Source organism: Paraburkholderia sp. IW21 (assembly GCF_041321145.1).
Taxonomy (GTDB): Bacteria; Pseudomonadota; Gammaproteobacteria; order Burkholderiales; family Burkholderiaceae; genus Paraburkholderia.
Map to the genome: position 1 here is coordinate 58,641 of NZ_JBGGWA010000021.1, position 13,874 is coordinate 72,514.

14 protein-coding genes and 1 pseudogene are annotated in these 13,874 nt (G+C 60.5%); 12 read left to right on the forward strand and 3 right to left on the reverse strand.

Translation table 11 applies throughout. The features are described 5' to 3' along the window. Positions 1-169: 169 nt before the first annotated feature. From ACAX43_RS31850 to ACAX43_RS31880, 7 genes are all read left to right on the forward strand, one after another. Complete coding sequence (locus ACAX43_RS31850; protein ID WP_370712306.1) at positions 170-1,003, forward strand: transporter substrate-binding domain-containing protein; 834 nt, start codon at positions 170-172, stop codon at positions 1,001-1,003. Positions 1,004-1,043: 40 nt separating this feature from the next. Next, positions 1,044-1,760 carry an amino acid ABC transporter permease gene (locus ACAX43_RS31855; RefSeq protein ID WP_370712307.1) on the forward strand — a complete coding sequence of 239 codons (717 nt, stop codon included), beginning with the start codon at positions 1,044-1,046 and terminating at the stop codon, positions 1,758-1,760. A gap of 22 nt (positions 1,761-1,782) precedes the next feature. Continuing rightward, entirely contained in the window at positions 1,783-2,433 is a 651-nt protein-coding gene (locus ACAX43_RS31860; protein WP_370712308.1) for an amino acid ABC transporter permease, read from the forward strand. Next, on the forward strand, positions 2,430-3,191 hold the full coding sequence (locus ACAX43_RS31865) for an amino acid ABC transporter ATP-binding protein (protein ID WP_370712309.1): 762 nt from the start codon (positions 2,430-2,432) through the stop codon (positions 3,189-3,191). Before ACAX43_RS31860 ends, ACAX43_RS31865 begins: the two co-directional genes overlap by 4 nt. Positions 3,192-3,302: 111 nt before the next feature. Next, the gene (locus ACAX43_RS31870) at positions 3,303-4,052 is read left to right on the forward strand and encodes an IclR family transcriptional regulator (protein ID WP_370712310.1); all 750 of its coding nucleotides are present in this window, start codon (positions 3,303-3,305) and stop codon (positions 4,050-4,052) included. 726 nt (positions 4,053-4,778) lie between these two features. Then, positions 4,779-4,976 (forward strand): type II toxin-antitoxin system VapB family antitoxin, encoded by a 198-nt coding sequence (locus tag ACAX43_RS31875; protein WP_370712321.1) that lies wholly within the window; start codon positions 4,779-4,781, stop codon positions 4,974-4,976. After that, positions 4,973-5,344, forward strand: a complete 372-nt coding sequence (locus ACAX43_RS31880) for a type II toxin-antitoxin system VapC family toxin (protein ID WP_370712311.1) — start codon at positions 4,973-4,975, stop codon at positions 5,342-5,344. Before ACAX43_RS31875 ends, ACAX43_RS31880 begins: the two co-directional genes overlap by 4 nt. Positions 5,345-5,514: 170 nt before the next feature. Here ACAX43_RS31880 and ACAX43_RS31885 read toward each other — a convergent pair whose 3' ends face one another. Then, on the reverse strand, positions 5,515-6,429 hold the full coding sequence (locus tag ACAX43_RS31885) for a glutaminase (RefSeq protein ID WP_370712312.1): 915 nt from the start codon (positions 6,427-6,429) through the stop codon (positions 5,515-5,517). 147 nt (positions 6,430-6,576) lie between these two features. Here ACAX43_RS31885 and ACAX43_RS31890 point away from each other — a divergent pair, with 147 nt between their 5' ends. Then, positions 6,577-7,329 carry a helix-turn-helix transcriptional regulator gene (locus ACAX43_RS31890; protein ID WP_370712313.1) on the forward strand — a complete coding sequence of 251 codons (753 nt, stop codon included), beginning with the start codon at positions 6,577-6,579 and terminating at the stop codon, positions 7,327-7,329. A gap of 85 nt (positions 7,330-7,414) precedes the next feature. On the opposite strand, the gene ACAX43_RS31895 is transcribed toward ACAX43_RS31890, so the two are convergent. Further along, a complete protein-coding gene (locus tag ACAX43_RS31895) occupies positions 7,415-8,992 on the reverse strand; it encodes a DHA2 family efflux MFS transporter permease subunit (RefSeq protein ID WP_370712314.1) in 1,578 nt (525 codons plus the stop codon). 303 nt (positions 8,993-9,295) lie between these two features. Between ACAX43_RS31895 and ACAX43_RS31900 the strand changes: the two genes are divergently transcribed. From ACAX43_RS31900 to ACAX43_RS31910, 3 genes and pseudogenes are all read left to right on the forward strand, one after another. Further along, positions 9,296-9,955: an alpha/beta hydrolase gene (locus ACAX43_RS31900; RefSeq protein WP_370712315.1), complete on the forward strand. Its 660-nt coding sequence runs from the start codon at positions 9,296-9,298 to the stop codon at positions 9,953-9,955. A gap of 188 nt (positions 9,956-10,143) precedes the next feature. Continuing rightward, positions 10,144-11,196, forward strand: a complete 1,053-nt coding sequence (locus ACAX43_RS31905) for a rod shape-determining protein (protein WP_370712316.1) — start codon at positions 10,144-10,146, stop codon at positions 11,194-11,196. A 94-nt stretch (positions 11,197-11,290) separates the two neighbouring features. After that, positions 11,291-11,380 (forward strand): annotated as a pseudogene (locus ACAX43_RS31910) (alpha/beta hydrolase); the annotation flags it as partial. A 99-nt stretch (positions 11,381-11,479) separates the two neighbouring features. On the opposite strand, the gene ACAX43_RS31915 reads toward ACAX43_RS31910, so the two are convergent. After that, the gene (locus tag ACAX43_RS31915) at positions 11,480-11,881 is read right to left on the reverse strand and encodes a hypothetical protein (protein WP_370712317.1); all 402 of its coding nucleotides are present in this window, start codon (positions 11,879-11,881) and stop codon (positions 11,480-11,482) included. Between the two features lie 400 nt (positions 11,882-12,281). Between ACAX43_RS31915 and gltA the strand changes: the two genes are divergently transcribed. Continuing rightward, positions 12,282-13,580: a citrate synthase gene (gene gltA / locus ACAX43_RS31920; RefSeq protein ID WP_370712318.1), complete on the forward strand. Its 1,299-nt coding sequence runs from the start codon at positions 12,282-12,284 to the stop codon at positions 13,578-13,580. Positions 13,581-13,874: the final 294 nt, after the last annotated feature.

The following is a 13,874-nucleotide window of genomic DNA, read 5'->3' on the forward strand; positions in this document are numbered from 1 at the left end:
GAACACTGCGTCTCATCTGCTGTGTCAGACACTAATCCGATATATCAGACAATCGAGTATTGACGGGGTGTCAGTTTCGCCTCTCATCGCTCAAGAACGCTGCGAACGCCACGCCGATCGCTGTTTTTTCCACGCACCGACTCCTCACTTCAGATCGGGACCCAAAAAAATGAGACTTGTCACAGAAAGCGCAAAATTCGCTGGTTTGTTCGCGGTGACCGCTCTGCTGGTGTTTGCCGGCTGCACAAAGATTGCCACGCCCGATCAGGGCGGCGCGGCCAATTCGACGCTGAAGCAGGTCCTGCAGCGCGGGACGCTGCGAGTTGGCGATTGCCTGACCTTTGCACCGTTCGGCTTTTACAACAAGGCCGGCCAGCCTGACGGCTACGACGTCGATCTGGCGAAAGAACTGGCGAAGCAAATGGGCGTCAAGCTCGAAGTCGTGAATACGACGAGCGCCAATCGCATTCCGAACCTCCAGACCAGCAAGGTTGATGTGGTGTTCTGCAACTTCACCCGCAACCTCGAGCGTGCGAAGGAAATCGCGTTCACGAATCCGTACGTGGTAGCAAGCGAGGCGCTGCTCGTGAAGAAGAGCAGCGGCATCAATTCCATCAAGGACATGTCGAACCGTACGATTGCCACCGTCAAGGGTTCCACGAACGGCGATGAAGTGCGCTCGCTGAATATGCAGGTCAAGATTCAGGAATTCGACAGCTCGGAGGCAGCAATCCTCGCCGTCAGGCAGGGCCAGGCCGACGCGATGATCGAGGACAACAACTTCCTCGCCTATCAGGCATCGCTCGATCCGGATCTGACCGTGACCAACGAAGCGCTGGTTCCTCTCGAATACAACGCGTTTGGCGTGAAGGCGGGAGATCAGGTCTGGCTCGACTACCTGAACCTGTTCCTGTTCCAGGTCAACGCGTCGAAGATGAACGCGCAGCTCTACAAGAAGTGGTTCGGCGCAGACCCGCGCTTCCCGCTGAATCCACAGTATTGAATCCGCGCCTGCTCTGCGTCGGTTGAGAGACGGAGGAACCATGAGCTATGAATGGCTGACCCTTGCGGGCTACTGGAATGATTTCGTTCACGCGGCGTGGCTGACACTCCAGATCACGCTGCTGGCTTTCATCCTTGCGATGCTGCTCGGCTTGTTGACCGCACTCGCAAGCGCGTCGCGCGTCGCAGTGCTGCGCGCCATTGCGAGTGTCTATATCGAAGCGATCCGCAATACGCCGGTGCTGCTGCAGATCTTCATCGTGTTCTTCGGCTTGCCATCGCTCGGCATCACACTCAACGCCTACACGGCAGGCGTCATTGCGTTAGGGGTGAACGTCGGCGCATACCTGGCCGAGGTATTTCGAGCAGGTATCCAGTCCGTGTCGCGCAGTCAGCTGGAAGCGGCGTCGATCCTTGGCCTCTCGCGCTCGCAGATCTTCGTGGAGGTCGTTCTGCCGCAGGCCGCGCGCGCCGTCTATCCGGCGATCGTCAACAATCTGATTCAGCTGCTGCTCGGCACATCGCTTTTGTCAGCGATCGCGCTACCGGAGCTGAGCGGAACAGCGACGGTGATCAATGCACGCACCCTGCTCTATATCCAGACCTTCACGATCACGCTGATCATCTATCTGGTGTTGAGCAACTTCCTGTCGTGGGGGGCGGCCCAGATCGGCGTGCGCGTTTTTCATCCGCCGCTGGTCATGAAGAAACGTACGCGCCGTTCGTTCCTCATCGCGCGGCAGGCCGATCGTACCTGAGCGCCCAAACCGGAGATCGAAAATGTCAAGCGAATTGCTAATGACGAGCCTCGCGATCCTGATTCAGGGGCTGCTGGCGACTCTGCTTCTGTCTGCGGCATCAATTGTCGGCGGAACGCTGATCGGGCTGCTGGCAGCCGTGTTGCGCTCATTCGGGCCATGGGGTACGCCGCAGGTTGCGAGACTCTATACCGAACTGTTTCGCGGCACGCCTGTGCTGATCACGCTGATGTTCATCTATTTCGGCGTATCGTACTTCGGCTATGCGATCGATGTGTTCGCTGCCGGTGTGGTGGGCTTGAGCGTCTATCAAGGCGCCTACATTGCCGAGGTGTTCCGTTCCGGCATCGAAGCTGTTCCGAAAGGACAGTGGGAGGTGTCGCAGATCCTCGGGCTCAACAAGACCCAGGCTTTCTTTTCGGTGGTTCTGCCGCAGACTGGAAAGATCGTGATGCCGCCACTCATCGGCCAGTATCTGTCGCTCATCAAGGACACGTCGATCGTCAGCATGATCGGCATGTCGGAATTGATGCACGGGGGCCAGGCCATCGTCGACCGGGTTGGAAAACCGGTGGAAATTTATGGACTCGTTGCCGTGCTGTATTTCATCGTGTGCTTTCCACTGTCGCAGTGGGTGCGCCACCATGATCGAAGAAGGAGCCTGTTGTCATGACCGTTGCCACCACTACCACGCCGCCCAGACCCATCATCAACCTCGCCGGCGTCAGTAAGTCCTTTGGCGCCACGCAGGTGCTGAAAGAGATCAACCTCGATGTGCGGCCTGGCGAAGTGCTCGTGCTGATCGGGGCATCCGGTTCTGGAAAGAGCACGGTGCTGCGCATCATGAGTGGCCTGGAAACGGCCGATTCGGGCGAGGTCTGGGTCAACGAAGTGCCCCTACATGACGCGCGACGGGCAAGAGAAATCCGCGGGCACGTCGGCATGGTGTTTCAGCAATTCAACCTGTTTCCGCATAAGACCGCGCTTGGCAACGTCACGCTCGCGCTGATCAAGGCGCGCAAGATGAGTCCGGCGGATGCGCGCAAGCGGGCGATGGATGCGCTCGATCGCGTGGGTCTCGCCGACCGCGCCGAGCACTATCCAAGCCAGCTCTCAGGCGGCCAGCAGCAGCGCGTGGCGATTGCAAGGGCGTTAGCAGTCGAGCCGGGCATCATGTTCTTCGACGAGGCTACGTCCGCCCTCGATCCGGAACTCGTCGGCGAAGTGACCGAAGTGATGCGCGGGCTGGCGCGTGACGGCATGACGATGGTTGTCGTCACGCACGAGATGGGCTTCGCGCGCAAGACCGCGGATCGTGTCGTGTTCATGGATAAGGGTGTGATCGCGGAGCAGGGCGCTCCGGAACGGATCTTCGTGAACCCGCAGAACGAACGTACGCGTCAGTTCCTGCATCGTGTGCTTGACCACTGATCGCAACCGGACCTGGGGCTACAAGCTGGCGAAGCGTCCTTCGTTACGCGCTGCACTCGCGTCACACAAAAACATAAACCGCGAGCCCAATCTCCGATGGAGTTGAAGCAAATGTCTGCACCAGAATCATCGAGGGCGCGCGGCGTCGACCGCGTCGTGGGCATTCTCAGGCAGTTGCATATCGTGCGGCGTCCGATGACGATGCGCGAACTGATTGAAGCAACCGGCGCGCCGCGCTCAAGCATCTACGAACTCGTCACGATTCTCACCGAAGCCGGGTGGCTGGAGACGGCGGCGGACGGCAGCGTGTTCTTCGGCCGCGAGATGCATTACTACGGCTCTGACTATGCGGTGCACAACGATCTGATCAGCCGTGCTCATCAGGCGATCCTCGCGCTCGTCAGGAACCACGATGAGACCGCGCAGCTGTGCATGCTGGAGGGAAACAAGTACACCGTTGTGCTGTCGGAAAACAGCTCGCGGCCATTCAATATCAGCTCCGATATCGGCGTTAAGGTGCCGATCCCGTGGACAGCGACGGGCCGCCTGTTGCTTACCCATCTGCGCGAAGACGAGATTCGAGCGCTGATCCCCGACGAAGACTTTATCCTCGACAACGGCAGGCACGTCGAATTTGAGGACTTTCTTCGCGATGTCGAACGCGCGGCTGAGCAGGGCTATTGCTGCACCGAAGGTCTGTCGCACACGTTCCGCTACTGCATGGCGGCGCCGATACACGACCGGAGTGGTCTTCCGGCCGCTGCACTTTGCTTCATGACGAGCCGTGATACGGACTCGACAAAGCGCGCGATGATGCTTGAAGACCTCGTCAGGTCTTCGAAGGCGTTGTCGCAACCCTAGCGCCACGTATTCGTGGCCCGCGGTCATCGTCCTCGTACAGGACTGGGTGGATGCGACGGAGTTCGGTCATGGCAAGGTCGACCCCGACCACATGGTGCCGCGCACGCTTTATATGCCGGACGGCCGCGCAGTTCCTGTATGTGTGGTCGCGGTGCAGGTGACCGAGCCGTCCAACGCTGCCCCGGCCGATTCCCGTTGGCCCTCGACTTATCTTCGGCGGATGTCCGCTGCTTGCGGAGGCGCAGAACGCCGAACATTCGAACCACTACGCAGATATTGACCAACCGGATGCGGACGACAAGAGTTAGCAGATTGGGCCGAGGGTCAGCCGCAAGCGGTCATCAACGCTGCCGGCGTCCTGAATCTCAACCGGCCGCAAGCAGCATCTGCCGGATTTCGGCGCCAATGGCTTCGACGGTGAACGGCGTGGCGGGAAATTCGTCGATGCGTTAAGAGCGATCCGAAGCTATGGGCCAGCACGGCGATTTTTACCACCACCGACGAGGGCGGGGGCTACTACGATTCAGGCTACATCCAGCCCGTCGACGCGCTGGCGTTCCTCGACGCTGGTTTTCGTTCGATCAATTCCGGTAAATTTGAAAATCGACGATGCAATAACCGTTGGCGTCAGGGACTGATGACCGCTTCTCGTCGCCGGGTTGGGGAATGCACAATAAACAGCACTAAACGATGCTATAATTGATGCTGAAATTTCGGGAGGATAGCATGCGTACTACCATCGCCCTTGACGACGATTTGATCGCCAAAGCCCAAGCCTATACGGGCTTGGACGAAAAGACAGCGCTTGTGCGCGAGGCCCTCAAGGCCTTGATCCAACGCGAAGCCGCCAAGCGACTTGCGAATCTTGGCGGCAGTCAGCCGGATATCAAGGGAGCACCGCGCCGCCGGCAGGGCATCGAATGATTCTTGTCGACACGTCAGTCTGGATCGACCACATCATCGGTTCAGATCCTATGCTGGTTAGCTTGCTGGTCGAGGAGCGCGTGTTGGCTCATCCGTATGTTATTGGAGAGATTTCACTGGGTAGTCTGCGTGACCGCGAGGCTGTGCTTGGCGCGTTGCTCGATCTCCCTCGCGCGCCCATTGCAACGCCGGAAGAGACTTTTTTTCTGATCGAACGCGAGAACCTTTTCAATCGTGGAATCGGATATGTCGACACGTCTCTGTTGGCGTCCGCGCGGCTGCAGCCCGGCGTCACCATCTGGACTCGCGACAAGCGATTGAAAAAAGTTGCTGACGAACTCAATTTGGGCGCGGTACTTGGGCACTAGCGTTACGTGAGCGAGCTTTACGGGTGAACGCTGCGAAGGGCTACGATGAGCGCGCACTGGTCATTTCTAAAAAGCTCTGACAGTTGTGGAGTGGCTTGACCGGAAAAGCGCGGTGGGGAAGGCGGACAACCGGTAAGGCCGCCATACCGTGAACGAGCGACGACAAAGAATCAAAAAATCGACCGCCCCGTATAAGTCGTCAGCCATTCGAGCGCCAGCACCCCCGCCAGCGAATTCCCATTGCTATCAAGTCCGGGCGACCACGTACACACGGCCATCTCGCCGGGCAGCACCGCAACGATCCCGCCGCCCACGCCGCTTTTCGCCGGCAAGCCGACCCGGTAGACGAAATCGCCGGCCGCATCATACGTGCCGCAGGTCAGCATCAGCGCCGAGAGCCGCTTGGCGGAGCTGGTGTCGAGAATCCGTTCTCCTGTGGCAGGCACAACCCCATGATTGGTCAGAAATAGTGCCGCCTTCGCCAGTTCGACGCAGCTCATCGAAATCGCGCACTGTCGGCAATACGCAGCGACCACCACTTCCGGCGGCATTTCCATGTTGCCGAAGCTCGCCATGAAGTGCGCCATCGCGCGATTGCGGTGGGCGTGCTGCAACTCCGACAGCGCGACGCGCGAATCGTAGTCGATGCTGGTTTCGCCCGTCAGCCGTCGCATGAATTCGACCAGCGCCGTCTCGGCTTGAACGAAACGGCGGCACAGCACGTCGGTGACGACCAGCGCGCCCGCGTTGATGAACGGATTGCGCGGCTTGCCGTGTTCGGCTTCAAGCTGGATCAACGAATTGAAGGCATTGCCGGAAGGCTCGCGCCCCACGCGTTGCCACAGTGCGTCGCCAAGCAGCCGGAACGCCAAGGTGCAGGCGAACAGCTTGGAAATACTCTGGATGGAAAAGCGCGTATCGGCGGCGCCGGTGCGGAACACTTCGCCCGAGGCCGTAACGATTGCCATGCCGAAACTGTCGGCAGGAACATTCGCCAGTTCGGGAATGTAATCGGCCACCTTGCCGGTGCCCAGGTAAGGCTGAAGATCGCGATGGATCTGGTCGAGGATGGATGCGTAGTTCATTGGGATCGGACCGTTGAAGCCGCGATTCTACCGGCAACCCGACGCGAATTTGTTCGCGCGGCGAGGCCCCCCGGGCCGAACGTGGTTTCGCACCGGCCATGCTAATCTTGCTGCCTTTCTATCGACAGTCAGGCGAAACGGACATCCATGAAGGAAGCCTTCGATCCGAACGGCGTCGAACATCCGGTATTCGTGGTCGACGAGCGCTACGACGTGCTGGACGCGCCGTGGCGCGCCTATCGTCGCACGCGGTTGATCCACGTGAGCGCCGGTGTGTTGACCGTACGCGCCGAATCCGGACGATGGGTCATCCCGTCAGGCCACGCGCTCTGGCTGACGGCAAACGTACTGCATTGTCTGTCTGCGGGCGAGCCGGTGCGGCTCCATGTGCTGTACGCAGATGGGGATGCCGCACCGCTACCCGCGCAAAGCGGCGCGTTGGTGCTCGACCCGTTGGCGAAAGCGTTGCTGATTGCCGCGGCCGAAATCCCGCACGACAAACCGCTCGATGAACCGTCCGCGCGCCTCGTGCAAGTCTTACTGGATCGCCTGTCCGGTTTGCCCGCCGCGCCGCTGGCGCTGAACTGGCCGCGCGACCCGCGCATCCAGCGGATCGCAGAGGTGCTGAACGCCAACCCGGCGGAGCAGAGGGTACTCGACGATCTGGCTGCGGCCGCCGGCGTGACCGCTCGAACGGCGGCGCGCCTCTTCGCCAAGGAGACCGGGCAGACTTTCGGCCAGTGGCGGCAGCAACTGCGGTTGCTGGTCGCACTGGCGCGCCTCGGCGCTGGCGGGAGCGTCACGCAAGTGGCGCTGGAGGTCGGCTACAGCGACGTGTCGTCGTTTATCGCCGTGTTCCGCGACGCATTCGGCGACACGCCCGCTCGCTATTTCCGCTGACCCCGCGCCGCGTGAGGCTTTATCGGCTGGTATCGCCGGGAGTCGTCTTGGTCGTCCGGAGTCGCCGGGACCGGAAGTGTCGCACTCAGTGCGCGCCTGCCGCATCCGGGCCGCCACCGCCCTTGGCCGGCCGCGTAATCCAGATCAGCGGAATGATCAGAATGAAGATGATCGCCGACACATAGAAGATGTCGTTCAGGCCCATCATCGCGGCCTGAGTGTTCACGGTGAAATCGAACAGCGCATGCGCCGATTGCGTATTCAGATGCAGCAACGACTGGGTCGAATCGATCTGCTGATTGAATAACGGGTTGTTGACGCTGGCCTGCTCGGTGAGTCGTTCATGGTGCAGCACCGTGCGTTTATTCCACTCATTGCCGGCGATCGACGTGCCTACCGCGCCGCAAAACACCCGCACGAAATTCGACAGGCCGGCCGCCGCCGGAATCTTGTTCGGCGGTTGGCCAGCCAGAATAATCGCGGTCAGCGGCACAAAGAACAGCGCCATCGGAATGCCTTGCAGCAGTGTAGGCAGCACGAGGTGCCAGGTGTCGATTTCGATCACGTACTTCGAGCGCATGTAGAACACGATCGCGAAGCCGATGAAGGCGAGGGTGGCGATGATACGTGCGTCCGAGCGCGGCAACACGCGGCCCATCACCGGCGCGAGCAGCACCGCGAAGATGCCGAGCGGCGCGGTGACGAGACCGGCATCCACCGAACGGTAGTTCAGATACTCCTGCATCCATTGCGGCAGCAGCACGAGGTTGCCGAAGAACACGCCGTACGCAACCGAGATTGCAATCGTGCCGCCGAGAAAGTTGCGCTGCTGGAAGAGCCGCAAATCGACGATCGGGTTCTCTTCGGTCAATTCCCACACGAGGAAGAACGCGAAACTGATGAGCGCGGTGACGCCGAGAATCACGATCACCGGCGACGAGAACCAGTCGAGGTCCTTGCCTTTGTCGAGCATGATCTGCAGCGACGCGACCCACGTGATCAACAGGCCGAGCCCGATGACATCGATGGGTGGTTTGCGGATTGCCGACTCGCGGGTGCGATAGATCATCCACGTGATGCCGGCCGCGAAAATGCCGACGGGAATGTTGATGTAGAAGATCCACGACCAGCTGTAACTATCCGTGATCCAGCCGCCGAGCGCGGGGCCCGCAATCGGGCCGACGGTCGCCGTCATCGCCCATAGCGAGAGTGCGGTCGACGATTTCTCCTTGGGATAGGAGCCGAGCAGAATCGCTTGCGACAGTGGAATCAGCGGGCCGGCCACCGCGCCCTGGAACACCCGCGCGACCAGCAGGATGGGCAGCGTGGGCGCAATGCCGCACAACCACGAAGCCAGCACGAACATCAGAATTGCGCCGACGAACAGCTTGACCTGGCCGATACGTTGCGTGAGCCAGCCGGTCAGTGGAATCGACACGGCATTGGCCGCGGCGAACACGGTGATGACCCACGTGCCTTCGTCGACCGAGACGCCGAGGTTGCCCGAAATGGTCGGAATCGCAACGTTCGCAATCGACGTGTCGAGCACGTTCATGAAGGTGGCGAGCGCGACGGCGATGGTCGCCAGAACCAGTTTGCCGCCTTGCAGCGGCGGCGGTGGTGCTGGCGGCGCGCCGGCTGGCGCGGAAGTCGGCTGGCTCAAACGATCTCCGGATTGCGGTGCAACGGATGTGTTATTTGCCGCCCGCGCGATGCGACAGACGGCCTGTCGAATGATCGCAAAAGCATACCTGTATTCACGTTTTTACGTCGTCGACCCATGCAGGTCTGACGACAAAAGCAGATCCGGCGGCGTATGCTCGCGACTAGGGCTGCACGGAACGGCATGAGGCTGCTTGAGGCATGTATGAAGCATGTATGAAGCAGGCATGAGGCAGCGGGTTGCCGCGTGGTCGGCCGCGCGTGCGGAAAGACGAACCGAAAGTACAGCTAGAAGGAAGTGGATATGGCTTGGGAGCAATTCGAACATGGCTGGCGGCGCGCGCCGGCGACGGTGCCTGCCAAGGCACTGGTGGTGCTGATGCATGGCGTGGGCAGCAATGCGCGCGACCTGATGCCGCTCGCGGACATCTGGAGCGAGAGCCTGCCGGACGTGGCGTTCACCTCGCTCGACGGCACCGATGCATTCGACGGCGGCTTCGGCGGACGTCAGTGGTTCAGCCTGCGCGATGTCAACGAGGGCAATCGCGAGGCGCGCGTCGTCGCCGCCTATCCTGCGCTGCGGCGCATGCTCGAAGCCGAACTGGCGCATTGGCAGGTTCCTTTCGGCCGCCTTGCGCTGGTGGGTTTCTCGCAAGGCTCGATCATGGCGATGCATCACGTGGCCACGAGCGCGGAAGGCGCTGCCGCGGTCATCGCGTATTCGGGGCGGCTCTCTTCGGTGATCGCCGCGCAGAACGGCACGCCGCTCACGCTCGTGCATGGCGAGGAGGACGAAGTGATCCCGGTTCAGGAACTGGAGTACGCCGCCGATGCATTCAGCCATGCCGGCTATACCGTCGACGCCTACGCGTTGCCCGGCATTGGTCATACGATCAACGCCGACGGTGTGGCGCTCGGCAGAGAGGCGCTGGAGCATGCGCTTGGCGCTTTATCGCGCGACTGACACAGTCCCGATTGAAAAGTGGCCCTAAAGATTCTGATCTTCTTGCCGTTATCTGGTCATTAGCATGGAAATCACTCCGCCGCCCGGACCGCGAACGCCCCACTGGGTGTGCCAGGCGGCTCGGGTGACCGGGGCGCATTTTCCAGACTGCCCGGCACGGGCGGATAACGACATCTCAGAGCCTTCCTATGGCCAGACCGACGCCGCATTACCCGCTTTTCGATCGACTGTTCCGTCATGCCATGGCGGTGGACCTCGGTACGGCCAATACCCTCATCTATACCGACGACGGCGGCGTCGTGCTGAACCAGCCATCTGTCGTGGCTTTTCAGAAAGAGTCGGCCGCCGGGCAAAAACGCGTGGCGGCGGTGGGCACCGAAGCGCATCAGCTGCTCGGCCGCGCACCGCGCAACGTCGAAGCGGTGCGGCCCATGCGGCATGGTGTGATCGCCAATTTTTCCGCCGCCGAGCACATGATCCGGCAATTCGTCGACATGGCCAGCCCGCGACCGCTATTCAGCCGCCGCGCCGCGTTCACCGTCTGTGTGCCGGGGGGCGCGACCCAGGTCGAGCGCCGCGCGATCAAGGAAGCCGCGGTGGCGGCCGGCGCATGGAAGGTCAGTTTGATCGGCGAATCGCTGGCGTCGGCGGTCGGTGCGGGCCTTCCGGTATCGGAGGCAACCGGCTCGATGGTGGTCGACATCGGCGGCGGTACGACTGAAGTCGGCGTGATCGCGCTCGGCGGCCTGGCGTATAGCGGCTCGATCCGCGTGGGCGGCGACAGCTTCGACATGGCGATCGTCAGTTACGTGCGCAACCTGTATGGCGTGCTGCTCGGCGAGCAAACCGCCGAACACGTCAAGAAGGGCATCGGTTCGGCGTTGCGCGACGTGCCGGTCGAGCATATGAATGCGATCGGGCGCAGCGTTGACGACGGTTTGCCGCGCACGGTTCAGTTGAGCAACCACGATATCGCCGATGCGATCGACGGCCCGCTGCGTCAGGTGATCGGCGCCGTCAAACGCGCGCTCGAAACGGCGCCGGCCGAACTGGTCACCGATATCGCGCATGGCGGCATCGTGCTGACCGGCGGCGGCGCGCTGCTCGGCAATCTGGGGCGCCGTCTGACCAACGAACTCGGCCTCGACGTGCGCGTCGCCGATGAGCCACTCACTTGCGCGGTGCGTGGCGCGGGCGCGGCGGCTGCCGCCGGCTTACTTGACGATCTCGCCTACGAGTGATTTGACGCGGGACGTTCCGCGCATTTTTGTTTGCCGATGCGGTGCCCGTGCAGGTGCCAGGCGTGCCGCATGAGTCGCCGCGCACAACTAGCGGCTGTGCGACTACCGCTATTGGCAACCGCAGGTCGCGGGACTTTCGAAGCATTACCGCTGTGTCGCGGTGAGTCTCACGCAGTACTGGCCGGTACGCGCTCAATAAACGCGTAGTGAGTCCATGCGGAGTTCCTTGTGGCGATTCGCGCGCCGAGAGATCGGCACTCGCCGACCGTTCACTGGTTGGCGCTTACACTTTTCGATGCGCGTCTTTATCGAGCGCGCGTTCCGCGGCTTCGCCGACGAGGCCGTGATAATACAGATGCACACCGATGGCGAGCGAGTCGTTGCGAATTTCGTGGAAGGCTTTCCATGCTTTCACGGGATCTTTGAACAGCAGATAGTGGGCTTCCTGCGCGATCAGGTCCGCTACTTCATGCAGGCCGTGGCCGTGCAAAACATTCACGAGTGTATCGAGACTGCGATGGGTGCGGGCGTCGGTGCGCGGGTAGAGCATATGCAGCACTGCCACGTCTTGCGTCCTCAGCGCCGCCGACAACGCGACGACGATGTCCTGATGATTCAGCGCCGTGACGACGTTGTCTTCGTTGTGGACGTGATCGGGAAACAGCGTTTCGAGAGAGGCGTTCATCGGTCTTTCCTGTTTTTCTGGCTGATAAAAAAAGCCCGCCGCAGGACGGCGGGCCAAGACAGCGATGTGTTCGCAGGGGTAGCAAAACACGGATTCAGTATCGCAGAGCGGACTCGCTTGTGCAGCTTGACTGCCGCAATACATTGTTGCGGTAAGCGTTCTAACTTTCATTTGGCAGGCAGTACCGCTTAGCTGACTCAGCGCGTGTGTGCGCGGTGTATTGCTACGTCTTTGACGCAACGAATGTTGCGTCAGTCGAGATGGATTGTTGCGGCCAATCGCCGCAATCAAAGCCCCTTCGATCCGTAGAATGGGAAGCGGAGCCTGAGCATGCCAAGCGACAATTCGTCGATCGAGCATGCCGGCACGTGTGCGATGTGAAAGTAAAAGGACCGTGTAGATGAACTCGAAGACACACGCAACGCTGAGCTTTTCCGATAGCGACCAGACGATAGATTTGCCGATTTATCAGGGTTCGCTCGGACCGGATGTCATCGACATCCGCAAGCTGTACGGCCAGACCGGCAAGTTCACGTACGACCCGGGTTTCATGTCGACGGCGGCATGCAATTCCGAAATCACGTATATCGACGGCGACAAAGGCGAACTGCTGTATCGCGGTTATCCGATCGACAATCTGGCGCAGAACGCCGACTTTCTCGAAACCTGCTACCTGCTGCTGAAGGGCGAATTGCCAAATGCGCAGCAGAAGGAAGCGTTCGTGAACACCGTTACACAGCACACGATGGTGCACGAGCAGATGCATTTCTTTTTCCGCGGTTTCCGCCGCGACGCGCACCCGATGGCGATTCTGGTCGCGGCAGTCGGCGCGCTGTCGGCCTTTTATCACGACTCGCTGGACATCAACAATCCGCAGCATCGCGACGTATCCGCGATCCGCATGATCGCAAAGCTGCCGACGCTGGTGGCGATGGCGTACAAGTACACCGTGGGCCAGCCGTTTGTTTATCCGAAGAACGAGTTGTCCTACAGCGCGAATTTCATGCGCATGATGTTTGCCAATCCTGCGGAAGAGTACGAGGTCAACGACGTGCTGGTACGCGCGCTGGACCGCATTCTGATTCTGCATGCGGATCACGAGCAGAATGCTTCGACTTCGACGGTACGGTTGGCGGGTTCGTCGGGTGCGAATCCGTTTGCCTGTATCGCGGCGGGGATCGCTTGCTTGTGGGGCCCGGCGCATGGCGGCGCGAATGAAGCCGCTTTGAACATGCTGGAGGAGATTGGCTCGGTCGACCACATTCCCGAGTTCATAGCGAAGGTGAAGGACAAGAACTCTGGCGTGAAGTTGATGGGGTTTGGTCATCGCGTTTATAAGAACTACGATCCGCGCGCGAAGCTGATGCGGGAGACGTGCCACGAGGTGCTGGAAGAGTTGGGGTTGCATGATGACCCGCTGTTCAAGCTGGCCATGGCACTGGAAAAGATCGCGCTTGAGGACGACTACTTCGTGTCGCGTAAGTTGTACCCGAATGTCGACTTCTATTCGGGTATTGTGCAGCGGGCGTTGGGTATTCCGACTGCGATGTTTACGTGTATCTTCGCGATGGCGCGTACGGTTGGGTGGATTGCGCAGTGGAACGAAATGATTGCCGATCCGGAGCAGAAGATTGGGCGGCCGCGGCAGTTGTTTGTGGGGGAGACTCAGCGTTTGGCGCGGTCGCTTGCTCAGCGGTAAAGGTTTGGTTTTGTTGCCTGCTCGGCGGGGGTTTGTCTGTGCTTCTGGCTTTGGTGCCTTTCCTTGATTCGTTAGTGGTTTATTAGTGTTGCCCCTGTGCGGGGCGGCACCTACTTTTCTTTGCCTGCTGCAAAGAAAAGTAGGCAAAAGAAAGCAGCTCAAACCGCTAATGTGTATTGAACTAGACTAAATCTGACAGTGGTCGGTTTCTCGTGCTGATGTGCGCTGGCGCGAAGGGCGTAGCCCGAAGCGACAACGCACGCGGCAAACCGCAAGGAGTCCACCATGACTCAG